Source organism: Dyadobacter sp. HNCC25DJ183 (assembly GCF_056895175.1).
This window is the reverse complement of the sequence record NZ_JBXHAP010000007.1, coordinates 293,159-316,999: the sequence shown is the minus strand read 5'-3', so window position 1 is coordinate 316,999 and position 23,841 is coordinate 293,159. Positions and strand designations below refer to the sequence as shown.

Here is a 23,841-nt window from a genome sequence, read left to right as displayed (position 1 = left end):
ATTGTGAAAGCATCAATTGCCGCCGCCTTCGGGCGACGGGAATTGCGCGCGCAAATCTATAGCCGTCAGCTTCAGCTGACGGAAATTAGAGGCTGAGCGCAAGGGTTTTGATGCCAAAGGGCGGAATTGTGATTTGTTCTATTTTCGCAGGATGGTTGTCTTCCAGCCATTTCATTGCATTGATCTTTTTAGAACTGCCGATTTTAGATTCATCCATTTTCAATGCAAAATCCGTCGCGTCAGCACTGTTGTTCATCAGGATTATATAGATGCTGTTTTTTGAAGTCGATTGAGCTGTAATGCATTCGATAGCGGCATTATCCGGAGTAGCTAGTCCTGCTTTGATCCCGAGCTTTGCCTTATCTCCGTAAACCGTCCCCGGCTCGAAACCGTAGGTCTGGTGCGGACCCACTTTCGGAGTTACGAAGCCTCTCGGGAAGCTGATCTTTCCATTGGATCTCAACTCCGCTTCCGACAACAGGTAATCGGTAATCCAGCCGACCTGCCACCACGCATGGTGCGGGTAGGGGCCGGCTCCGCGGTTCATTGCATTCCAGTAGTAGGAAGCGACGCTCGTTTTGCTGTCCACAAATGCGTCGCGCCCAATCGCAGCCGAGCGTGCCATATCCGCGAAGATCTGCTCGCCGGTTAGTTTGTAAATTCTGATAAACATCCCCGCGTGGCTCGCCAGCTGAATTGGACCGTGGCGGGTAGCCGAACCAAAAATGCCGCCATGTTCAAAGCTGAGACCAGTCTGACTTATCTCCCAATCCTCCCGCGCGATTCCATTTACAGTTTTGGGATTATGGTTTGCAATAGGATGTGTGTAAATGGAGGTAGTGTAAATTTTGGCGCAGGTAACCGCCGCGTCCTGGTATTTTTTGTTTTTGGTCAAATCGTACAAATCCAGCAAAGCCTGCGCCGATTGGCCGGTGGCGAAATCTGGCGCATAACGTGCATCGCCGCAAACGCCGAGGAAAGAGCCCGTTTCTACTGCATTTTTGATAAACCAGTCAGCCCCTTTTTGCGCAGCTTTCAGGTATTTTTCATCTTTCAAAAGCCGGTACGCGACGATCATTCCGTAAAAAGTCGGCCGCACATCTTTGATATCCTTGAAGAGTTCCTGCTCGTTTTTCCTGTCGTAAGCCACTGCCCAGCTGCCGTCGGATTTTTGCCAGCTCAGCAACTTATCGGCCCCAATCCGCAGCCTTTCTTTCAATTCTGCATTACCCGGCTCGAACAAGAGCATATTGCCCACATCGAGCATTACATAATATGTCAGCGCAATAGGCTCCACCACTTCTCCCCATTCTTCAACAAACTTTTTGCTTTTGGCGAGATAGTATTGGCCTTCGATTGCGCCATTGAAAAAGCCTTTATCAGTTTCCTGCTGCACCAGCTTGAAATTGAGCGCAGGTGGCAGCACCTTTTCCTTTAACTCCGGATCGTTGGTTGCATTGGCCAGCATCCACATGGCGCCGTAGTCCGCATTTTTCATCGCATCCTTATTAGAACCCACCACGCCGCCCAAATAGGATTGCGCGCCGATCCGCTTGCCCTCATATTCTTCAATATTCCAAAGTGAGGTTTCAGGGTCGGTGAGATACAGATGCATTTGCTCAATGCGATCAGTGAGGGACTGTTTGTTTTTTCGGAGAGCCAGCGTTTCATCAAATTGATAAATGTTATTCGCTGCGTGCTTGATCGCCTGGAACCAGTCGCCGACAATAATGCTGTACCTGAACGAAAAGGTAAATTCCTCACCTGCATTCAGTTCTGATTTTTCTTCACCCAAAACAGGATAGTAAATGGTAGGCGCAAGCTGACCTTTTCGGTTCATGTGCGACAGGCCAATGTGCCAGTCCGTTTGTGTGATCTTGTCCTTTTTCCAGGGGTCTCTTGCCAGCCCCGGCTCGGGAATTACCGATACAGTCACACCATTTTTGGTAGTTACCAGCGGGCTCAATGTACTTGCGCAACGCTCGCGGTAGATCACCGGCCGGTCGGGTACGCCGTGACCGTAAGCATAAGCGAGCGCGAAGTTCTTTTGCAATGCATTTCCCTGGAAATAACCTGGCACGGAAGTCCAGCCAAGCTGCTCCTCAGGCACGGTTCCCAGCGTAGGAGTGGCCATTGAAAAGTAGCCTTTTGCTTTCGCTTTCACCGTCATTTTTACCAGGATATCCGTCGGATTTTGCGGATCGAAACGCCAGTTGCCGGTAACAGTAGCCACTTCGGTTTCTTTTGAAAACTCGATTGCATCCGATTTGATCAGCATTTTGGCAGGAAGGAAATGTATCGCCTGACCGGCTTTATTGAGAGAAACATCATTGATGCTTTCCTTCCATTGTTCCTGCTGATAATGGTAGGATTCCTCAGGAAATTTTCCACCAGTTATTTTTTCAAAACTTTCGGTAGGCTCTCCGGAGGGTTTTGTTGCCGAATACAATAAAGTATACTCGCCGGAAGGCTTGGGCCCATCAATCCATTTTCCATCCTTTTTAACCTGCAAAACACCGATCGGAAATGTGCCTTTATTGTCTCCCTGCCACACGACTTTGATGTGGTCATTGCTAAGACTATTCGGGTACTTTTTCTGGCCAAATGCTGCTCCTGAGATCAGTAGCGAGATGAATATCGTTGTGGTAAATTTCATGGGTTAGGTATTTCTTTGATCAATTCCTTCATTCCTTCGGTCACGTACCTGCTTACTTTTCCTTTTTCGTCTGTATAGATCAGGTAGGCTTCCAGGTCATTTTGTTGTGATAAAAACTGCTTTGTCGCTTCCAGTCCCATTACAAAAAACGCGGTATCATATCCGTCAGCAGTGATCGCATCTTTGGAAAAAACGGTGACGCTTAGCAGCGACGTTTCTTCCATAGAACCCGTTTTTGGATTGATGATATGGTTGAAAACGCGGCCGTTTCTAGTAAAATGATTGTTGTAGTTACCCGCAGTCGTCATCGCCAAATCCGTGAGTTTCACAGTCGCAAACAATTGTCCGCGTTTCAATGGATTTTCAATACCCGCGGTCCAGGGAAGATTATCATTCTTATTTCCCGAACACACTACTTCGCCCCCGATCTCGACCATAAACCGGTCGATATTCCGACTCCTGAGAAATGCGCTCACAATATCGACCGAATACCCCTGCGCGATCCCGTTCATATCCAGCCTCACACCCGCTTTCATCTTCGTAACAGAATCTGCATTAAAGCTAATTTTCTCAAAGCCAACATATTGAAGCAGTGAATCCACATTCGCCAGCTCGGGATCTGTTCTCTTCGCACCAAATCCCAGTGCTTCTGTCAGCGGCATAATAGTAGGGTCGAAAGCGCCATTGGTAGCTGCGTATATTTCCCGGGATCTTTGTAAAACAGGATAAAAATATGGAGACCTGAACCGATGCGATCCGGTGCTGTTATTGAACGCAACTATCTCTGAATCTTTTCGGTACAATGACAGACACTTATCAAAATCCGTGAGAATGGAATCTATCTGTACTTTGAAATTTCGGCTCTGCTGATCAAAATATTTGATATGATAAGTAGTACCCTGCGCCTGGCCGGAAATGGAAATCATAGGCTCGTCCCCGGCAGCTTTTGCATTCACCGCGGGAACGAGCATTTGAAATACCATCAAAAGGAGCGCAAACGAATTTTTCAAAATCATCGGATCAGTATGTTACTCAAGGCTGCGGGGCGAGGGTTTCTCCTTTCAGGATTCCCATTAATTCCGGTAAATGTTGTTCATACACGCCGCGCGGAGTGGTTCTGTACTTTTTGGTCAGAGCTGCTGCAAAGCCTACCACTTCGCCCATCATGCCGCAGGTACGCATTACCCGCGTGCTGCCGAATGCAACGTGCGTGGTGCTGATATTCCGTCCTGCCATGAACAGGTTCTGAATGTTTTTGGAATACAAACAGCGATAAGGGATCGTGTAAGGCGCAACTTTGATGTGTTTTGTTCCCGCAAAAAACTCCTGGCCTTCAAAGTACTTGCTGTTCTTGGCATCAGGAAAATGCAGGTCGATGGTCCACGTGGCAGTTACCGAACCGTCGGGGTAAAATTTACCTTCCTGAATGTCCATCTGGTTCAGGATATGATCACCGATAATGCGTCTCGATTCCCTTTTTCCACCAATATAGGCTACCCAAGCCAGCTCATGTTTCGCGTACTTCGCGGCTTTGTTCTTTTTCAAATAAGACCAGTTTCCGTAGATCGCACGCAGGTTGTGATCTCGGATTTTCTCGGCATCAGTAATGGTATTGAAGTTGCCAAATCCTGTTTCCCATTGCCAGTCAGCCTTGGGTTCGTCGATATGGTATTCATCGGAAAACTGGATCGCCCAGGGTGTTTCGGGAAATGAAGAAACGGTGTCGCGCGGGAGCGAAGCCCACAAATTTGAGGTACCTAATGTAAAATCGTCCGACTTCTCCGCCGCCAGTGACTCGCCTGTTTCGGCCTTACTCTCCCGTCCCATTCTGAACTCCGCGCCAGCCAGGAAACCGATCGTTCCGTCGCCGGTACAGTCGGAGAAGAAGGAGCCTGCAAAACGTGTCTCTTTATTGGTAGCAATATCCCGGCCCACTACCGCGGTGATGATATCGTTCTCTTTTTCAACTTTATAAACATGCGTATTTAGGAAAAGGGAAATATTTGGCTCTGCTTTTACGATGGATATCTTGCGTGCGTCGCCGTATTCTTTTGCATCCGGGTTACCGTTTCCGGGATCACCATTGTCCATTTCGCGCACAATGCGGCCGAGCTTAGGATAATGGTTTTTATCCACGTCTCCCATTAGATGCACCCGGATTTCAGAACTGTTATTTCCTCCCAAAACGGGCCTGTCCTGGATCAATGCAACTTTAAGTCCCATTCTAGCGCCAGAAATGGCAGCACAAGTCCCGGCAATGCCGCCGCCGACTACCACCAGATCAAACTGGCCGGCTTCGACAGGTTTGTCAGTCAGATGCAGCAGTTTTTTCCGGAAGGCAGTCAGCTCTTCGAGCTTGTTGGGCGGGGTAAATTTCAGATCATCAGTAAACAAAATCGCGTCGCAGCGACCGTTGAAGCCCGTCAGGTCTTTCATCAGGAGCTTTGTTTCGGCAGACTTGATATCCACCTGGCCTCCGTCGTACCATTTCCATTCATCGGACCCGCTTTCACCAAATACCTGACCGGCTGCTTTTCCATCAACCAGAAGCTGAAACTTGCCCGGACCTTTGGGGAACGGCGCCCAATCTTTGGTACGCACCCACATTCGGTATTTGCCCGTCTTAGGAAAATTGACTGTAGTAGTCGCATCTTTCACAGGTCGCCCCATTCCGTGCGCCATTAAGTACGACGAGCCCATTACTACAAAAGACTGCTGATCAATTACCCAGCCGCCTTTGTCGGTAAACGATTCTGTTTCGACAAAAACGTGATTTTGGGCAGAGACAGACAAAGACAGAAGAAATACGAATGATATGATCATCTTTCTAATCATGTTTCCCATTGTCTTCTCGATTGTCTCTCTTATTGTCTTTCTTATTGTCTCTCTTGTTGTCTCTCTTGTTGTCTCTCTTATTGTCTTTCTTATTGTCTCTCTTGTTGTCTTTTCCGTTGGCTGAAGCCAACGGGAATTGATTAAAAAATCTATTGGTCGGGTTGGCTTCAGCCAACAGAAATTGAACAAATAATCCATTGCCCCGGGCTTTAGCCCGGGGACTTTGAAGGGGTTTAGCAATTTGTCAGGTGTTTTCATGAGTTTAGTTTTTTGCCAGTATTTGATTGATTAGCGAGGCTTGTTCCTGGTTTGCATTGGTTAATGCGGCTTTAAGGTTGTTTGCGAGTGAGCTGGTGAGCGGAATATTGGCCAGCTTTTTCAACATTGTGATCTGCAATGGATAGGCAGCTTTCTGATAGCTTTCCCAGAGCCAGACCTGCCTTGCTTCGCTTTCGAAGAAGGAGTTGTTCACATGCTGCAAAGCATATTTGGCCGTAAAAATATTTTTGCCGGCGATGATCTGCTGCAAGTCTTGTTCAAAAGGTTTTGACACACTTCCATCCTTACCTACCACTTTTTCCATTGCCCAATATTGATAATGGTAATTGTTGCTGGTCAGGAAGCTGTGCAGCAGCTTGTCGTCGGTGTAGCTTTCGATGATCTTCTGCATTTCGGGTACCGCTTTTCCGTAGGCGATTTGCCAGAGGGTATAGCAGGTATAAACTGCGCCGTCGATCACCTGATTTTTGATGGTTTTCAAGGTAGCACCGGCTTTTACATCCACTGAATCCGTGAGGTCTTCAGTACCTGTTGTGATGAGATCCTCCATTTTGAGGTCTGCGAAAATGGAGTTGGGCTGCGCGAGAATATCCTGCAACTTCTGGTAATCCTCTTCCTTGAACTCGTCGTGATCGACTTTTGTGAGCACTTTGTTTTTGGGAAGGTCGTACCGCATATAGTTACCCAGCAAGTCCCAGTAAAAATTGATATACACCGGTTTGCATTCATTGGTGTAGCAAACCGGTGTGAAAATGTTTCTGAAAAAATACTGCGGGCGGCCTTTGTCGTCAAGCGCGAGTTTCAATGTATAAGTCAGCGTGTCATTCTCCACGATCCTGAATTCCTTCACCTTTTCATTCCGGGGAACGAAGGAGGGGTTGTTCAAGAAAAGCGATAGGAAGAAAGCGACACTTAGCATATTGTATTCACATTGATTTTAGGTAAAAAAAGGTCTACAACGGATTGTTACATGGACCTTTATTCATTTTCTCTTTACAGCTCGTTTTCCAGGAAGCTCCTCCGGAGCTCGGGATTGTTTGGGGAATGCCAGTTTCTATAAACAGGAGGCCGCGCTGCGGCCGATTGTGACCAACCATTCATTCATTCACTCATTCAATCATTCAAAATTGCCTCACTTCCAATCCGGGTTCTGTTCAATCAGCGGGTTTGCATTGATCTCGTCCTGGGGAATCGGGAAGTATTTGTTTTTGGGTTGAACCGGGCGTGAAGGATACACAGAGTTAACCGCCTTGGGAATCACGGTGAGGAATTTGTTTGTTCTCGTGAGGTCGTACCAGCGGTCACCTTCGGCAAACAATTCCCACGATCTCTCCTGAATCACGGCGTCGATAAAAGCATCTTTGGTCAATCCTTTTGCAAGGTCGGCCAGGCCCGCTCTTGTGCGGACAGCATTGATGAATTCATAAGCCTTAGCGGAAGGTCCGTTCAGACGCGCCTCTGCTTCTGCGGCAATGAGGTAAATATCCGCCATCCGCAGAATCGGTATGTTGGGGATCAAACCTGTGCTGGAAACGGGATCCTGGTATTTCTTTATCAGAACAGCATCCGTAGTTATGGGTGTAATGCTTTTCTGAGGAACCCATTTGCCAGATTTATCAATGAAAGTAGTGTCCAGTAACTGTCGGCGCTTGTCTTTTGGATCAAATGAATTGAAAAACGACATATAGGCGAACATCGAACCATAGGAGGTTTTTGAATACTCCACACCCGCACTGCCGACCGGACCAGCCAAACTGGTGAGCTGGTGCCCGTTTCCTGGCGTAATAGGATCCGCTTCGTAAGCCCAGATATTCTCCCGGCGCGCTTCATCTTCTTTCAGGTAACTGAAAACATCCATTACATTGGGCAGCAAAGCGTATTTGCCAGAATTAATAACAGCTTCTGCCTTTTCCAGCGCCTTCGCCCAGTCCTGATTGTAAAGTGCAGCTTTGGCATAAAGCGCATCTACGGCTTCTTTGGAAGGCCGCCCTTTTTCATTAGCAGGGTAGGAGACAAGCCCGGACTGTCCTGCCTGATCGAGATCGCTGTAAATTTGTTTGTAAACATCTGCTGCCGCACTTTTCGGAGCATAGGCTTCGGTTTCTGTCACGCTGGGTTCGGTTTTTACCACCACGTCTCCGAAATTCTTGGTGAGCGTCCAGAAGTAAAAAGCGCGCAGAAAGTAAGCCTCTCCCAAGATTTGTTTCTTCCGGGTCTCGTCCATCGTTGCGTCCGGGACTTTGGTAATGATCCAGTTGGCTCTTTCTATTCCACTATACGATGATATCCAGAGCTGCTGAGGCGATTCATTGGTGCGACCTGCACTTTTCTGAACTGTATAAGTTGGTTCTACCGTGAATAAGGTTAGTGAGTTGCGGCCTACCACGCCACGCGGATAGACCTGATCTGCGCTGAAATCAGGTACCATGGTGGCAGCCGGACCGCCGTAAAGGCTGCTAAGGGCATCGTAAACTGACAGCAAGCCTTTTTCAGAATCGGAGGCCGTTTTATAAAAGGATTCGACAAAGATCGAAGAGTAAACTTCTTCTTCCAACTGGCAGGAACCGGTTCCCAATGCAAGCGCAACGAGGGGAAGGATTTTCTTGAATGCTATTTTAGAAAGTTTCATATTTCAAAGTTTAGGGCTTAAAACGTAAGCTGAATGCCTCCCAGGAATGATTTCGATTGCGGATAAACGAGGTTGTCAATTCCGATGGTCGTGTTGGAATTGGCATATGTGTTCACTTCCGGATCGAAGCCGCTGTATTTCGTAAATGTGAACAGGTTATTGCCGCTCACATAAATCCTGATTCTGCTGATTCCTTTGATCGTCGGCAGGGTATAGCCCAGCATCAGGTTCTTGAAGCGCAGGTACGAACCATCTTCAACTGCATAGGAAGAAATCGGCAATCTGCCGGCAACGGCAGGACTTACATACTGGTTGCTTGGATTTTGTGGTGTCCACCGGTTCTCTACGCCCTGGAAAAGATTGCGCTGACCCAGCGGGTTCTCGAATGAGAGGCGGCTTACGTTATAAATGTCATTTCCTTCCGTGCCTGAGAAAAACGCACTCAGGTCAAAGTTTTTAAAGGTAACATTCGTAGAAAAACCGTAGATGAACTTCGGATTTGGATTGCCCGTAATGATCTGGTCTGCGGAATTAATGGCGCCGTCATTATTGAGGTCCTTCACTTTGTGTCCGCCCAGCCTGCCGTCGTAACCAGGGATAATAGCTTCGCCGGTCTGGTTGATTCCGTCAAAAACGTATGTTTTAAACACGCCCAATGGTTGACCTACTTTGAGAACGGTATAATTTGTAATAAATCTTTCGTCGGTAGTGCCGCCGTCCAGATCTAGTATCTTGTTCCGGTTAATGGTCAGGTTTCCATTAATGCTCCATTTTACCGGACCATTCAGCAGGTTGGCATTTGCGGCGATTTCAAGTCCTTTGTTTTCCAGCGAGCCGTAATTTCCGGTAATGCTGCTGTAACCGGAGGAAAGCGGCAGTGTTTTGATATAAAGAAGGTCTTCGGTTTTCTTGACATAATAATCCACGATCAGAGAGAAGCGGTTATTAAGCAGACTTGCATCGATACCGACGTTCGTTTGCGTCGACTTTTCCCAGCGCAGATCGGGGTTTGAAATCCCGGAAGGACGAATGGCAGTAAAGTAAGTATGGTTGATATTGTAGCCGCCGCCAGACTCCACCGTTGCAAGTGACTGGTAAGGATCAATTCCGCCTGCATTTCCTGTGATACCATAGCTACCACGCAATTTCAGGTCCGAAAGCGAGGTCGCATCTTTCATGAACGGCTCTTCAATAATGCGCCATGCCGCTGATACAGCGGGGAAAAATCCGTATTTATGATTGGCCCCAAACTTGCTTGAACCATCGACACGCGCAGTAACGTCAACAAAATACCGGTCTTTGAAACCATAATTAATACGGCCCATGTAAGAATCCAGTCGCTGCATGTTGCGCGAGCTTAATACTGTTCGGTTCAACGCGAGTTGGAGCGCTTCATTCCTGGTCGCATCGTTGGGAAAGCCGGTTGCATTGATTTGGTTTTTGTTATATTTCTCTACCTGAGTGGCAAACAAGCCCGTAAATTTCAAACTGTGGTGAGCACCGATTTTGGTACCATAGGAAAGTACACTCTCGTGAAGAAGCCCCAGCATGTTGGAATTGAACTTGGCGGCAGTTCCTGAATTATCGTTGCGGTCTTTCGCAGCGATAATGGAAATAGGCAAGTAGGTGTCGTTAAGTCTTGAGTCTATATCTGCATTGAAAGAGGCCCGGTAGCTAAGTCCTGGAAGGATCGTGTATTCACCGTAAATGTTGATCAATGCGCGCTTGATATTGCGCTTCCGCAAAATAGACGTGTAATTCAATGGATTGATTACTTCGCGGTACTGACCATTCCCCTGTTCCGCAAATGGGAATATAGAACCGTCGGCTTTATAGGGCTGTAAAGTTGGTGGCGCGCCCACAGCAGCTCCGAGCACTGTTCCGGTTACTACACCCGCATCGCCAACACTTGTACTGCCAGCCTCAACCCCATTGCTGTTGGAAAAACTTCCCATAACACTGGTTCCCACACGCAGCTTCTTGCTAACATTATGGTCCACATTGAGCCGGTAGGTGAAACGTTTGAAATCGGAATTAATGATCACACCATCCTGATCGAAGTAGTTGGCCGAAAGCGACAGCTGCGTTTTTTCGGATCCCCCGCTGATCGTGAGCTGGTGGTTTTGGATCGGTGCTTTCTGGAAGATAAGATCCTGCCAGTCAACTCCCTCTCCCAGGCTCGCGGGATCAGGGTAAGCGTTATTTTTGAATGTTTCATTTTCAAGCTGCGCAAATTCGGCTGCGTTTAAAACATCCAGTTTTTTCGTCACCTGCTGCACGCCATAATAGCTTTCGAGAGAAACGTTGGTTCTGCCTGCTTTGCCGCGTTTGGTTGTGATGAGGATAACCCCGTTAGCAGCACGTGCGCCGTAAATAGCGGATGCAGAAGCGTCTTTCAATACTTCAACAGACTCGATATCATTGGGGTTAATGGTAGAAAGCGGACTCACATCATTGATCTCACCGCTGTTCGATATCTGAATTCCGTCGATCACATAAAGCGGTTCTGCATTGCCGTTGATCGAGTTTGTTCCCCGGATCCTCACGCTGATATTACCGCCAGGCGAGCCGGAGTTTTGATTGATCTGCACGCCGGAAACGCGGGATTGAAGTCCCTGCGCCACGTTTGTAATAGGCAGCTGCGTCAGTTCATCGGATTTGACGGAAGCAATTGACCCGGTGGTTTCCACCTTGCGCTGCGTTCCATAACCCACCACGACTACTTCCTCCAGCGCTTTCGCATCTACTTTCAGCGTAACATTTACGGTAGAGCGGTTATTAATGGCCACTTCTTCTTTCAGGTAACCAACAAAGGAGAAAACCAGCGTGGCATTTGCAGGCGCTTCAATGGCGTAAGTACCGTCCACGTTCGTAAGGGTTCCTGTTTGCGTGCCTTTAACAGTTACGCTGGCTCCGGGAACACCTTCCCCTTTTTCATCAGTTACTTTTCCGGCGACATTGCCCAACTGGGCGAAAGTGGTCTGTGCAAGGCTCAGCGACAAGCATAGGAGCCCAAGCAAAATGCGTATTTTTTTCTGCATATTAAAGAATATAGGGTTAGAGTGGATAACGGAATAATTCAATTCGAAACAGATTTCTCGCGGATTCAGATATAGAATAGACAGGCAATTCAGGCTGCAATCCGGTGTGATCTGGGCCTTTTTAACTGAAATTAACCGGTGCAAATGCCGAAATCAAGGCGGTTTAAACCTTATCTAATCTCAAAATTGCTCAAAAACTATCGGGAACGTTTGCGAATACGTTACCGATATATGGTTTTATATATGATTAATATAATAATTCTTTATTTTTGAGCCTTGATTTGAGAGAAGGCAGAAATGGGAGCGTGCCGAAGTGTTTTATTTAAATAGTACAATTGAAATGATCAAATGTGTGAAGTGCGGGCAGGTAGAAGGAATTATGAAGGCTGGGTATGTTCGGGGCAAGCAGCGGTTCCTTTGCAAGCCGTGCAACTATTATTTTACGATTCAGGAAAAGGATGTTTCTGCGGCAGTTCAGCAAAAGAGAAAACGTCACCAGACAACCATCATCGATATTGCCAAAACACTTGGGGTTTCTAATTCGACAGTTTCACGTGCATTGCACGGACACGCGGATATCAGTCCGGATACGCGGCAGGCGGTACTCGACACTGCCGCCTTGCTTGACTACCAGCCCAACCAGCTCGCTTATAATCTGGTGAAAAGCCGCACGAATACAATCGGCATGATCGTGCCGGAATTTCATAATCCGTTTTTCCCCAATGTGATCATCGGCGCGCATGAAGTACTGACCAGGGCGGGCTATAACCTGACGATCATGCAGAGCAATGAATCCTATCAGGTGGAAATTTCCAATACGAAGGCAATGCTGGCGAACAGGGTAGATGGACTGCTGATTTCATTGACGCAGGAAACCAACAATTTTGATCATTTGAGTGTGTTTGAAAAAAGGGGTATCCCGCTGATCCTGTTCAACCGGGTCTGTGAAGAGATTGACGTGCCCAAAGTGGTGGTGAACGATTTCGAATCCGCATTTATGGCGGTGGAGCATTTGATCCTGAACGGGTACGAACGCATTGCGCACCTCGGCGGGCCGCTTACCTTACTTGTCAGCCAGGAGCGGCTGAGAGGTTATAAAGCAGCAATGCAAAAACACGGCAAAACCATCGAAAGCCACATGGTCATTCAGGGTATGCTGACCCAGCAAAAAGCGCGCATTTACGGACAGTACCTGCTCGACCTCGCCGAGCGTCCGGATGCGATCTTCGCTGTGAATGATTCGGCAGCCATTGAGATCATGCTCATTGCCAAAGAAAAGGGAATTGCTATACCTGACGAACTGGGTGTGGTTGGGTTCAGCGACAACCCGGAATCGGCTTACATTGGACCTGGATTAACTACGATCCGGCAGCCGACACTGGAAATGGGGCAGTCTACGGCAGCGTGGATTTTGCAGCTGGTCGACGCGGAGGAGCTCAATTTACACGAGCGTAAAGTTTTGAATACCGAGCTGATAGTGAGGGGTTCTTCGATGCGGAAGAGTTAGCGGATATTTTTATATTTGTCCTGGTTCCTCATTTCATGACACATACTAACATTTAAATTCTTCACTATGTTACGACTTGCAGTGCCTTCAAGAAAAGAAAAGCAGACCATTCTTCGATTTTTGAGGACTATCAAACCTCAAAAACCACTTGACATACCCGAGGATACCACTGAATATTTAATGCGCGGCACCAATGGTACAATCCTGCTGGAAAGGATGCGGAATGTTGAAAATGGGATAAATATTGTTTACCATGATCTGATTGAATTTGACGCTCGCCTGGGAAGCCAGTGCCTGGATTGAATATTTGGAATGGCAAGCGACGGATAAATCCATCGTAAAAAAGATCAATGAGCTTATCAAAGAATGTTTACGGACACCCTTTGAAGGAAAGGGCAAGCCGGAATTGCTTCGCTCAAATTTCGCAGGATGTTGGTCAAGGAGAATTTCGGATGAGCATCGATTGATATATAGAGTCGAAAAGGGTCTTGTCACAATTCTGCAGTGTAAGTATCATTATAATAAATGATTAATGCCACGAATACACGAATGAGGCACGAAAGTATTCGTGCCTCATTCGTGTATTCGTGGCAATTAAAAAATATTAAGGATTCTGCTTCAACACATTAGCCCCCATGATATCGATCTGAGCCTGGGGGATCGGGAAGTACTCGCTTCTTCCTTTTACGAAAGTGGCGCCCGACAGGTAAGAACGTTTCTTGCTTTCTTTGGTCAGATAAGCATTCAAAACTGAATCAGCAACTCCCCAGCGAACCAGGTCGAAGTGGCGGTGGCCTTCCATTGCGAGCTCCACGCGACGCTCAAAACGAACCGCTTTTCTTGCATAATCCTGACTCGCAAATGCCGGATAGGCTTTCACAAGATAGTTAGCCGCAGGCTTTCCGCTCGCGTCCGTTACCACTACATTGGCCGCGCGCGTTCTTACCTGATTAACAAATTTCAATGCAGTTGCAAGGTCGTTTTCTTCCACTGCTACTTCTGCGCGCATCAAAAGAATGTCGGCAAACCGGATTGCCCGGTAGTTGTTCGCATTTGCGCGGGGTGATTCAGCACCTGCATTTTCACCGCTGTAAGCAAAGAACTTCTTGAACGTATAAGGTCCGCCGAAAGCCTGGTCGCGGATCCAGTTTCTGCCCGGGTGGGTACCCCAGTTCAGGAACGGTAATCCTCTGCGGCCCACAGTCCAGTCGAGTCTCGGGTCAAGGGTTCCTTCGTAGGGTGTGAACGGATCGCTGGAAGCAAGTCCCTCATCATTTTTTACATCCACATCATTGAAAGTATCCAGCAATGGCAAACCAGCCGCATCCGTTTTAAATGCATTTACAAGGTTTTGAGAAGGCTGAAAAAATCCGCAGCAGCCACCTGGCGCCGACCCGTAAGGGAAGTTATAGTTATCTCCCCAGCTACCATTCTGGCCGCTTCCGCCGTCACCTACCGACATTTGTACCTCAAAAATAGACTCACTGTTGTTCTCGGTCGCAATGCGGAAGTTATCGTGAAAGCTATTTACCAATGCAAAAGGTCCATTGGTAATGATATCGTCCAAAAGAGGTTTTGCAGCTTTATAATCCTGCTGGTACATGTGCACTTTTGCCAATGCAGCTTTGGCAGTCCACTTGCTCACACGGCCCGCCTGCGCCTTGGTTGCTGATACATTATCTACCGCAAACTGGAAGTCAGCCTCGATCATCGGCCAGATATCTGCCGTGTTGGGCAGGTTCACGAAATCAGTTACCGTTTCGTCAACATAAGGAACCATATTCCAAAGCTTTTTAGCTTCGAAATGGTACCAGGCGCGCAAAAAGCGGGCTTCTCCCATTGCCTGTGCCTTTTCTGCATCGGTCATATCCGTAGCAAGGCCGATCAGCTTGATGGTATTGTTGGAACGGGAAACACCGTCGTATACCGCGATCCATTTGTCATTGTATGCGCCAATGTCCGCCTGTGGAATGTAACGCTCAATGGTCGTGATCTGCGCCTGGTCACCTACGTCGGAACCTTTGTATGCATCGTCGGAGGCAATGGAGCCGTAAATCCAGTTACTTACCGAAGAAGTATTAACCGGTCCGGCGCCAACACCGTCGAGCAAGCTGTACGCACCGATCAATACCGCATTTACACCCGCTTTATTTGAAAGTGATTGTTCATTCCCAACACCAAGCGGTGTAGTTTCCAGAAACTCTTTGCCGCAGGAAGTCAGCATTCCTACGCAGACCATTGCAGTTAATATGCTCTTTTTCATATCTATTAGCTTATAATTCACAGATAAAAAGTTTTGTCCCTGTTGTTAGAATCCGAAGTTGATACCGATCTGGTACATTTTGGAATTAGGATAGTTACCCTGATCCACACCCAGTACAGTACTTCCCGGAGTTGAACCCACCGATGTTACCTCAGGATCAATACCGCTGTACTTGGTGATCGTGAAAAGGTTTTGAGCCTGCACGTAAACGCGCGCACTTTCAAATCCTATTTTTGACAAAACAGTACTCGGAAGCGTGTAGCCGATCGTCAGGTTTTTCATGCGGAAGTAAGAACCGTCTTCAATAAAGTAGCTCGAAGGCTGCTGGCTGCGGCTGTCGTTTGCGTCCAGGATCGGAAGTACTGCATCCGGATTTTCAGGTGTCCACGAATCGTTCAGCATGCGCAGACTTCTGTTACCAGCCTGGTTGTTGAAGTCAACCCAGCGTTTTACCATATTGATAATCCCGTTTCCTTTTACGCCCTGGAAGAATGCCGAAAGGTCGAAGTTTTTATAACCAACATTCAGGTTGATACCGTAAGTGAAATCAGGGTGGGGGTTGCCCAGGAACACACGGTCATTGTCTGTAATGGTACCATCGCCGTCCGTATCGTGGTATTTATATTTACCAACTGCTGCGTAGCCAGGGTATTTAGGTCCTTTGTCTACTTCTCCCTGATTTTGATAGATACCGTCGATCTGCAAACCGTAGAATGAATAAAGCGGCATGCCGGCTACCGAGCGGGTCCAGGTATAGCTGCGGATCGCAGGGCCAAGAAGTACTGCGGAAGAGCTGTTGTTCAGCTTTTTCACTTCGTTTTTGTAAGTAGAAAAGTTAACTCCTACCGAGTAAGTCAGGTCTCCGTTCAATGCTTTGTTATTGAAGTCCAGAGCAAGGTCAATTCCTTTGTTGTTCATTTCACCCACATTCACAAACGGGATCGTTGCTACACCCTGGGTTGCAGGAAGCGCTACCTGATAAAGCATATCCGAAGTAGTACGGTTATACAAATCCAGGTTGAAGTTGAACATGCCTTTCAGGAAAGTCGCGTCCAGACCGATGTTGGTTTGTGTCGTAGTTTCCCATTTCGCATCAGGGTTACCGAATGCTTCTGTGTCAAAACCAGGCTCAACTGCATTGTTACCGCCGCCGATCGCGTATGAAGACAAGCTAAGACTTGAACGGTACGTGCTGAAACCATTGTAATTACCGATTTCCTGGTTACCAGTTTGTCCCCAGCCTCCTCTTAATTTCAGATCATCCAGCCAGGTAAGTGGTTTCAGGAAGTTCTCTTCCGACAATCTCCAACCCACACTGAATGCAGGGAATGTTCCGTAACGGTTGTTCTGGCCAAAACGGGAAGATCCGTCGCGGCGCACTGTTGCTTCCAGTAAGTAGCGGTCTTTCAATGCATAGTTAACCTTTCCGAAAATCGAGAAAAGTGCCCATTCGTAACCTCCGCCTCCGTTGTTGATACCTGCTGTACCGGAGCTCAGGAACATGTACTGAGGATCTTCCGAGAAGAAAGTAGTACGTGTCGCATTGAAGTTGCGGCCTGTTCCTTTAATTGCTTCCGTACCCAGCAAAACGCCCAGCTTGTGGTTAGCGCCGATGTTCTTGTTGTAGTTCAAAGTATTTGACCACGTCCAGTTGATATCGTAAGCATTCTCATTCGACAACGCATTTGCCGCTTCAATCTCCGCTTCTTCAAGGTCCATTAAAGTATAACCCACCCGGTTGAATGCATTCAGATCAATACCGATGCTCGACTTGGCAGTCAGGTCTTTCAGGATATCAATTTCCATGTAAGCATTACCGAATGCACGGAAGTTGTTGGTCTGGTTGTTTCTCGTTCTCCAGAGCTGTGCTACCGGGTTGGTAGCAGGACCAAGTCCGGCTGCTCTGGTTGCTGCGAAATTGCCTTTGATATCGTACACAGGAATGATCGACGGAATGCGGTATCCGTTTCCGATCGGGTTACCATCCTGGTTGTTCAGCGTACTGGCAGTTCCGTTGTTGGCATAATAACCTTTGTTTTCAGTATAACTTACTTCCAGGTTTTCACCCAAACGAACGCGTTTTTTGAATGTAAACTCTGTATTCGAGCGCAGCGAGTAACGGTTGAAAGAAGTGTGGATCAAAACCCCGTCCTGCTTGAAATAGTTAAGCGCAATAGCGTAACGGCCGGTTTCGGTACCGCCGCTCGCGCCAATGTTGTATTCCTGAATGGCGGCCGGGCGAAGGATCTCCTTGTGCCAGTCTGTTCCTTCCTTGTTAGCTTCTACAATCTGGTAAAAACCAGTGCGGTTGTAGTTGTAAAGCGATGGATTAACGCGCGGATCACTGGCAGAAAGGCCGTAGCTTGATCCCGCGAGGATATAGTCAGGTACTACTGCATTCGGGCCGTTTCCGTATTGCTGGTGCGATGGATTTCCGTTTGTCAGCACACCTGCATTGCGGCGTTGCGTCCAGAGCAGGTCACCAAATTGCTGCGGGTCTTTGATCAGGTCCAGGTCCACTTTTCCTGTTTGTAAACCGGCGCGTGAGTTGAATGTAAATCTCGCTGCACCTGCTTTCCCTTTTTTGGTAGTAATGATAATAACCCCGTTTGCAGCGCGCGAACCGTAAATGGAAGCCGAGGACGCATCTTTCAAAACCTGCATTGACTCGATGTTGTTCGGGTTAATGCTGTTGAGGCCGCCTTTTGTCGGTACCCCGTCGATCACGTACAATGGATCGTTGTTATTGATCGTACCAAAACCACGGATACGAACTGTCGCCTCTCCGCCCGGAGAGTTGTTGGAAGTTACCGTTACACCCGCCACGCGGCCTTGCAGCTGCTGCGCTACGTTTGGAGCAGCCACTTTCGTGAGCTCGGTCGCGTCAACCGTAGAAACGGCACCTGTGATATCTCTTTTGGACTGGGAAGAATATCCGGTTACCACCACCTCGCTCAATGCTTTTACGTCTGATTGCAGTACGATGTCGATCTGAGACTTGTTGGTAATGTCCACTTCCTGCGTCAAAAAGCCGATTGAAGACACAACGAGTGTTGTGCTGCCGTCGGGCACAGTCAGTGAAAATGAACCGTCGGCGTCTGTGGTAGTACCTACCGATGAGCTGCCTTTCAGTACAACTGTAGCGCCGGGAACTGTGGCGCCGGTTGCGTCGGCTACTTTTCCTTTAATGGAAACGTCAGCGCTTTGCGCGCTTTTCGCATTTACTCCCGCGCCTTCCTGGTTGTTGGGGGATTGTTTGGCAGAAGTTCTTTTCAGCAGAATCTGCTTTCCGGATACTTCATAAGTTACTTGTAACGGTGTCAGAAACTGGTCGAGCACGGATTCGAGCTTGGAGTCTTTTGCCTCAAAGCTCACCTTGCGCTGCGACTGGATCAGCTCGGGGCTGTACATAAAATTTACCCCGGAGAGCTTACTGATCTTATCCAGTGCAGCGCCAATTTTCTGCTCACGGATACTTACCGTCAAGCGACGGTTGAGCACATCCTGCGCGAATCCGTCTGCGAGGGAAATGCCTGCAAACTGGATGGTGATGAATAATTGTACGAGACTGATTCTCATAATTTTAAGCAGGTAATTCCGCCGGTAAAAGGTTTTTTTCATACTTTTGAACGTTTTGTTGTTTTGAAAAATCGGCAAACAAAATCCCATGCTCCTTTCGGGGCAGCAATCCGGGTAACGCAATCTGGTTGGGGGTTTAATTCGGGTGAGTGATGTGGCGACATCATTCACCTTTTTTCATGATCAGGCTGGTGGTTTATGGTGAATAATTATTTACAAGAATTTCCGGTAATGATCATTTTCTCTCCCTGCCGCTGGTAACTCGCTTCCAGGATCGTGCAAATCCATTTCATCTTGTTTTCCAAAGGCTCGTCTCCGAGTACCGCAGTAATGCTGCAGTCGGACATTGTCTCTTTATTGTACACAATTTTGATCCCATAAGCACTTTCAAGCGATCGGAACACTTCGGATACGGGTGTCTCGGTATAGTTAAAAACCTGCTCTTCAATGGGAATGTCCAGGAGCTTGGGGATTTTCGATTCAGTCCTGGTCAGCTTGCGCAGGTTTCTGTCAAAAGTCGCCTTCTGGTTCCGCGTCAGAATGAGCAAACCCGCACTATTGCCAGTTCCGTTTGTCTGGTAATCCTTGCGTGACCATACTGACACTTTCCCTGTTTTTACCGCCACAACGATTTCACTTTTTGCCATTCCTGCGCTGATGCTGAAACTGGTTCCGTAAACCTTCGTTACCAGCTCGTTAGCATAGACGAAAAATGGTTTTTCAGGATTTTTGGTAACCTCAAAAAAGGCTTCACCTGACAAGAACACGGCCCGTTTTTCCTTTCCAAAATCGCCCGGGTAACTGATTTTGCTATTCTTATGCAACACCACCGAGCTGCCGTCCGGCAGCTGCACGTATTTCAAACTGGCACTCAGGTTCTCATTTTCTATGATTGAATCGCGGTCTGCCAGCTGGTAGAGGTCATTATCATAAGATATCGTCTTGCGAGTATTCCGTGAATGCATGATAAACGCTGCCCACGCGATACCCGCTGTCAGCAGCACCGCCGCTGCAATGGTCCAGTACCTTCTGAAACCGTTCCAGTCAACTGCATTTGCAGCAGCCTTTTCGCGCTCGATCTGCTTTGCCCTTTCCAGGGAAGAGCTTATTGCGTGCTCAATATGCGAATCGGACAGCTGCGGGTAGCTGTTTTCCATACTGTTGATCAGCTCTGCGGCTTCTTCCAGCACCTTTGCATGATCCGGCCCCTTCAATTTCCATTGCTGCCAGTACATATCATCTTCCGGCTTTTCACCTTTCGCCCAGCATATAAACCGCTGGTTTTCGAGTAGGTCTTGAAGCAGGGAAAGGTTACTGTCCGACATTTTTTCAAAGTGGTTTTTTGGCGCCACACAGGTATTATCCCTTTATGTTGTCGGACTACTCAGTTGGCAGCAAAAATTTTTTGATTTTTTAAAATTTAGAACAGAATACGGGAAAAAGCGAGTGTAGCGATTGAAAGAAATGCAGAAGCGGGCCACAATTCCCTCAGTTTCCCCAGTGCACGCTGTATAATGTTGCTGGCCGATTGCGGGTGAATGGAGAGTAGTTTGGCGATTTCCTCGGGTTTGAGATTTTGGTAAAAACGCAGGTAGATCACTTCCTGCTGACGGGAAGGGAGCCGGCTTATCAACTGACGGATGCAGCTGCTGCGCGAACTCGCCGTCTCCTCGCTGATCAGCAATGTTTCGGCGGAATCCTCCTGATGGAGCTGGGCTACCTGATCGCATATTTCCACTTTCGCGGGTGCAGCTTTCAATGCTTTGAAAAGGCGATGCCGGAATGATTTGATAAGGTAAAACTTCACTGACGCCGTATCACCGACCGTGCTGCGATGGAGCCACAAATGGACAAGCAGATCCTGCAATGCATCTTCGATCAGCTCCTGATCGGAACTGAACTTTTGTCCGTAATGGAATAAAATGCGGTAGTATCGGCGGGCTAGTTCTGTGTACGCGTTTTCATCTCCCTGCCGAAAGCAATTCCATAAAGATGCATCATCAGTATGTTTGGAAAATGTAGTCAAAATCAGGAAAACGGTAGGAATAGGTTGCTAATGAATCAAATATAGGTGTTGTGCCTAATGCATGAAATAGTGTTTTGTACTTCCTTTAAAAATCAAAATTTAATTGCATTATTTTCCTAAAATCAGAACGATTTGTCTTTGGAGAGGAGAGGTTTTGTAACCAAAAGTAGATTTAAATTGACAGTAAATCAGACGAATGGCGTTGTTTTGCGAGTGAGGATCTAAACATACCCAACTATGCTACAAAGACGGACCTGGTCATTTTCTATGCTTCTTTGCCTGCTTTTCTCACAGGCAGATGCGCAGACGAAAGCCGAGTACCAGCAGCGGATTACACTTATCAGCCAGAATATCAGCAAGGTATTCTACGAACCGAAGTCGGGTTTGTATATTGAAACAAATGGAAAAAATGAGAAACCGCATTCGTTTCTCTGGCCGTTATGTGCATTGATGCAGGCTGCCAACGAAGCCGATGCCTTGATGCCGGGGGGACAAGCCATGAAGCCTGTGCTGAATGCAATCGGCAAGTACCGTAACAACGACGCGCCTGCGCCGGGTTACCAGGCTTACGTCACCAAAGAACAAAAGGATTCGAGGTTTTACGATGATAACCAATGGATCGCCATCGCGGCGCTCGATGCATACAACCGGACAAATAATACCGCTTACCTCAAACTGGCAGAGGAGATTTACAGGTTTATGATGACCGGATATGACCAGAAATCGGGCGGGGGCATTTACTGGAAGGAAGACGAGAAGAATACCAAGAATACCTGTTCAAATGGACCGGGTATACTGGTGGCGCTGCAATTATATAAAGTCAGCAAAAAGAAGGAGTACCTCGATACTGCGCTGGATCTTTACAAATGGACCAACAAACACCTGCGCTCGCCGGACGGTACTTATTGGGATGCGATCAAAATTCCATCCATGAAAATCGATTCCGCCAAATACACTTACAATACGGGTACCATGCTGCAATCGAATGTACTGCTTTATGAAATCACCAAAGAGCAGCAATACCTGGATGAAGCAAAAACGATCGCACAGGCTGCCCGCGACTTCTTTTATGTAAACAACAAGCTGCCCGCCAACTATTGGTTCAATGTGGTTCTGCTGCGCGGATACGAGGAACTTTATAAGGTTACCAAAGACAAAAACACGCTGACGTTTTTCATTGATGATGCAGAGCGGATATGGAAAGAAGAGCGCGATGAAAATAACCTGATCGGCAGAAAGCAGGAAAAAACGCTGATCGACCAGGGCGCGATGATTGAAATGTATGCGCGCCTGGCGCAGCTCACGGCCGAGTAATCTGAAATAAGCTATAAAAGCAATGTCCCCGATAAGTACAGCACTTATCGGGGACATTGCTTTTACGAGGATCTTTTGCGCTTATTCGGAATCTTTATACAACCCGAACTCACTGATCGCCACACTCACAGGTGACTTGGTAATCCGCAGGCGGATTCGCTGTGCAGTAACCGGAGCTTCCAGCTTGACGATCCTTTTTGCGCCTACGCTGGTACCTTTATGGATTTCCTTCCATTCCGTTCCCTGCCACGCGTCTACTGCAAATTCTTCAATGCGCTGACCGAGTTTGATGAATTCCTGCAAGGTTATAATGTCAAAAACGGAAGGTTGTCCCAGGTCCAGGATCACTTCCGGCGTTTTAAAATCATCGTCTGTTGCCCAGTAAGTTTCAGGTTTCCCGTCCAGCAGATTTTTAGCGCTGTAAATGGAGTTATAACCTCTTACATTAACCGCTTTGGAGCTGGCTTTCGCAATCAGGTTGGTAGCAAAGGTTTCTTTAACATGATCGCCGAATGCTTTCAGCGCAGCAACATCATCGGCGTGCAGCTGGCCACGTGTGTCGGGAGCTAGCCCAAGGTCCAGCGCTGCGCCGCGACCAACACTTTTCAGGTACAGGTCAAACAGTTTCTCCGGCGATTTAGGCTTTTCGTTGGGGTGGTAAAACCAGCCTTTGCGAAGCGGCACATCGCATTCAGCAGGTATCCAGAACTTTCCATTGCGGGTACCGCCTGGGTTTTCGGTTGCATTTGCCTGTCCCGGAACTGCTACATTCTTGCCTTCTGAGGGTTTAGGTGTTAATGTAGCCCATGAGGTTTCATTTACACTTCCATCTTCATTTCCTGCCCAGCGCACATCCCAGCCTATATCGCTGAAAATGTTTGCATTGGGCTGCAATTTGCGGGTCAGGTTTGTCCAGGTTGAATCCCATTGGTAGTAAGTGGTATTGTCGATAGAGCGTTTTTCCCTGGCTCCTCCATAGTATCCGTCGCCTCCATTTGCGCCGTCGTGCCACGACATAAACAGCTCACCATAATTCGTATAAAGCTCGCGTAGCTGCTCGCGGTAAATCGCCAGGTATTCCGGGGTGCCATATTTTGCATTGTTGCGGTCCCAGGGCGAGCAGTAAACTCCGAATTTCAGGCCATGCTTGCGCGTCGCGTCGGCTACTTCTTTTACCAAATCGCCCTTTCCGTCCCGGAACGGACTTTTGGTGATATTGTATTCTGTGGTTTTGGTTGGCCAGAGCGCAAATCCGTCGTGGTGTTTTGCCACCAGCACAATGCCTTTCAAGCCACCTGCTTTTGCTGCGAGTACGATCTGTTCTGCATTGAAATCACTGGGATTAAAGGCTTTCGGATCAGCATCTCCAAATCCCCATTCCTTATTTTCGAAGGTAGTAGGAGTGAAGTGTATAAGGCCGTAAACCTCTGTCTGGTGCCATAAAACCTGCCTTGGAGCAGGTGTTGCACCGTAAGGTTTCGGGGGAGTCTGGGCAAAAGCATTCAGTGCCGAAAGAAAGAAAAGTGCGGCTATGGGTTTGATCATTGGGAAAGAAATTGCTGTTCCTTGCGGGAAATGTTCGTTGGTTAATATTTTCGGGATGATCCGGTATTTTTTACCGAAATAATCGATGTGACAGTTTTTGCCCTTTTAATCTTGAGCAAACTGGAAATTTCATGTAAGTCTGACCTCCGAAGTGGTTTGCTCACTAC

The 23,841-nt window shown here is 47.7% G+C and carries 15 protein-coding genes; 4 read left to right on the top strand and 11 right to left on the bottom strand.

Annotated features, from left to right (window positions below):
• Window positions 1-85: 85 nt before the first annotated feature.
• The 6 genes from AC1XTG_RS19210 to AC1XTG_RS19185 form a co-directional block, all read right to left on the bottom strand.
• On the bottom strand, window positions 86-2,656 hold the full coding sequence (locus AC1XTG_RS19210) for a glycoside hydrolase family protein (protein WP_484843060.1): 2,571 nt from the start codon (window positions 2,654-2,656) through the stop codon (window positions 86-88).
• Entirely contained in the window at window positions 2,653-3,672 is a 1,020-nt protein-coding gene (locus AC1XTG_RS19205; protein ID WP_484843059.1) for an FAD:protein FMN transferase, read from the bottom strand. The genes AC1XTG_RS19210 and AC1XTG_RS19205 overlap by 4 nt, the downstream gene beginning before the upstream one ends.
• Window positions 3,673-3,688: 16 nt before the next feature.
• Entirely contained in the window at window positions 3,689-5,479 is a 1,791-nt protein-coding gene (locus tag AC1XTG_RS19200; protein WP_484843058.1) for an FAD-dependent oxidoreductase, read from the bottom strand.
• Window positions 5,480-5,753: 274 nt separating this feature from the next.
• Window positions 5,754-6,689 carry a hypothetical protein gene (locus tag AC1XTG_RS19195; RefSeq protein WP_056285283.1) on the bottom strand — a complete coding sequence of 312 codons (936 nt, stop codon included), beginning with the start codon at window positions 6,687-6,689 and terminating at the stop codon, window positions 5,754-5,756.
• 213 nt (window positions 6,690-6,902) lie between these two features.
• Complete coding sequence (locus tag AC1XTG_RS19190; RefSeq protein WP_056285280.1) at window positions 6,903-8,399, bottom strand: RagB/SusD family nutrient uptake outer membrane protein; 1,497 nt, start codon at window positions 8,397-8,399, stop codon at window positions 6,903-6,905.
• Between the two features lie 17 nt (window positions 8,400-8,416).
• The gene (locus AC1XTG_RS19185; protein WP_484843057.1) at window positions 8,417-11,440 is read right to left on the bottom strand and encodes a SusC/RagA family TonB-linked outer membrane protein; all 3,024 of its coding nucleotides are present in this window, start codon (window positions 11,438-11,440) and stop codon (window positions 8,417-8,419) included.
• 340 nt (window positions 11,441-11,780) lie between these two features.
• Here AC1XTG_RS19185 and AC1XTG_RS19180 point away from each other — a divergent pair, with 340 nt between their 5' ends.
• The 3 genes from AC1XTG_RS19180 (at window position 11,781) to AC1XTG_RS19170 (ending at window position 13,476) form a co-directional block, all read left to right on the top strand.
• Window positions 11,781-12,947 (top strand): LacI family DNA-binding transcriptional regulator, encoded by a 1,167-nt coding sequence (locus tag AC1XTG_RS19180; protein ID WP_484843056.1) that lies wholly within the window; start codon window positions 11,781-11,783, stop codon window positions 12,945-12,947.
• 66 nt (window positions 12,948-13,013) lie between these two features.
• On the top strand, window positions 13,014-13,250 hold the full coding sequence (locus AC1XTG_RS19175; RefSeq protein WP_484843055.1) for a hypothetical protein: 237 nt from the start codon (window positions 13,014-13,016) through the stop codon (window positions 13,248-13,250).
• Window positions 13,210-13,476: a Txe/YoeB family addiction module toxin gene (locus tag AC1XTG_RS19170; protein WP_484843054.1), complete on the top strand. Its 267-nt coding sequence runs from the start codon at window positions 13,210-13,212 to the stop codon at window positions 13,474-13,476. The genes AC1XTG_RS19175 and AC1XTG_RS19170 overlap by 41 nt, the downstream gene beginning before the upstream one ends.
• A gap of 75 nt (window positions 13,477-13,551) precedes the next feature.
• Here the strand turns inward: AC1XTG_RS19170 and AC1XTG_RS19165 are convergent, their stop codons facing one another.
• The 4 genes from AC1XTG_RS19165 to AC1XTG_RS19150 form a co-directional block, all read right to left on the bottom strand.
• Window positions 13,552-15,210: a RagB/SusD family nutrient uptake outer membrane protein gene (locus AC1XTG_RS19165; RefSeq protein ID WP_056285269.1), complete on the bottom strand. Its 1,659-nt coding sequence runs from the start codon at window positions 15,208-15,210 to the stop codon at window positions 13,552-13,554.
• A 45-nt stretch (window positions 15,211-15,255) separates the two neighbouring features.
• Complete coding sequence (locus tag AC1XTG_RS19160) at window positions 15,256-18,831, bottom strand: TonB-dependent receptor (protein ID WP_484843053.1); 3,576 nt, start codon at window positions 18,829-18,831, stop codon at window positions 15,256-15,258.
• 167 nt (window positions 18,832-18,998) lie between these two features.
• Window positions 18,999-20,114: a FecR family protein gene (locus AC1XTG_RS19155; RefSeq protein WP_484843052.1), complete on the bottom strand. Its 1,116-nt coding sequence runs from the start codon at window positions 20,112-20,114 to the stop codon at window positions 18,999-19,001.
• A gap of 95 nt (window positions 20,115-20,209) precedes the next feature.
• Complete coding sequence (locus AC1XTG_RS19150; protein WP_056285265.1) at window positions 20,210-20,815, bottom strand: RNA polymerase sigma factor; 606 nt, start codon at window positions 20,813-20,815, stop codon at window positions 20,210-20,212.
• A 237-nt stretch (window positions 20,816-21,052) separates the two neighbouring features.
• Between AC1XTG_RS19150 and AC1XTG_RS19145 the strand changes: the two genes are divergently transcribed.
• The gene (locus AC1XTG_RS19145) at window positions 21,053-22,129 is read left to right on the top strand and encodes a glycoside hydrolase family 76 protein (protein WP_484843051.1); all 1,077 of its coding nucleotides are present in this window, start codon (window positions 21,053-21,055) and stop codon (window positions 22,127-22,129) included.
• 81 nt (window positions 22,130-22,210) lie between these two features.
• Here AC1XTG_RS19145 and AC1XTG_RS19140 read toward each other — a convergent pair whose 3' ends face one another.
• On the bottom strand, window positions 22,211-23,674 hold the full coding sequence (locus tag AC1XTG_RS19140) for an alpha-L-fucosidase (protein WP_484843050.1): 1,464 nt from the start codon (window positions 23,672-23,674) through the stop codon (window positions 22,211-22,213).
• Window positions 23,675-23,841: the final 167 nt, after the last annotated feature.

What these genes read in the sequence shown, in the direction of transcription:
- AC1XTG_RS19210 (WP_484843060.1), bottom strand. Translation starts at nt 2,656, where the DNA reads ATGAAATTTACCACAACGATATTCATCTCGCTACTGATCTCAGGAGCA.
- AC1XTG_RS19205 (WP_484843059.1), bottom strand. Translation starts at nt 3,672, where the DNA reads ATGATTTTGAAAAATTCGTTTGCGCTCCTTTTGATGGTATTTCAAATG.
- AC1XTG_RS19200 (WP_484843058.1), bottom strand. Translation starts at nt 5,479, where the DNA reads ATGATCATATCATTCGTATTTCTTCTGTCTTTGTCTGTCTCTGCCCAA.
- AC1XTG_RS19195 (WP_056285283.1), bottom strand. Translation starts at nt 6,689, where the DNA reads ATGCTAAGTGTCGCTTTCTTCCTATCGCTTTTCTTGAACAACCCCTCC.
- AC1XTG_RS19190 (WP_056285280.1), bottom strand. Translation starts at nt 8,399, where the DNA reads ATGAAACTTTCTAAAATAGCATTCAAGAAAATCCTTCCCCTCGTTGCG.
- AC1XTG_RS19185 (WP_484843057.1), bottom strand. Translation starts at nt 11,440, where the DNA reads ATGCAGAAAAAAATACGCATTTTGCTTGGGCTCCTATGCTTGTCGCTG.
- AC1XTG_RS19180 (WP_484843056.1), top strand. Translation starts at nt 11,781, where the DNA reads ATGATCAAATGTGTGAAGTGCGGGCAGGTAGAAGGAATTATGAAGGCT.
- AC1XTG_RS19175 (WP_484843055.1), top strand. Translation starts at nt 13,014, where the DNA reads ATGTTACGACTTGCAGTGCCTTCAAGAAAAGAAAAGCAGACCATTCTT.
- AC1XTG_RS19165 (WP_056285269.1), bottom strand. Translation starts at nt 15,210, where the DNA reads ATGAAAAAGAGCATATTAACTGCAATGGTCTGCGTAGGAATGCTGACT.
- AC1XTG_RS19160 (WP_484843053.1), bottom strand. Translation starts at nt 18,831, where the DNA reads ATGAAAAAAACCTTTTACCGGCGGAATTACCTGCTTAAAATTATGAGA.
- AC1XTG_RS19155 (WP_484843052.1), bottom strand. Translation starts at nt 20,114, where the DNA reads ATGTCGGACAGTAACCTTTCCCTGCTTCAAGACCTACTCGAAAACCAG.
- AC1XTG_RS19145 (WP_484843051.1), top strand. Translation starts at nt 21,053, where the DNA reads ATGCTACAAAGACGGACCTGGTCATTTTCTATGCTTCTTTGCCTGCTT.
- AC1XTG_RS19140 (WP_484843050.1), bottom strand. Translation starts at nt 23,674, where the DNA reads ATGATCAAACCCATAGCCGCACTTTTCTTTCTTTCGGCACTGAATGCT.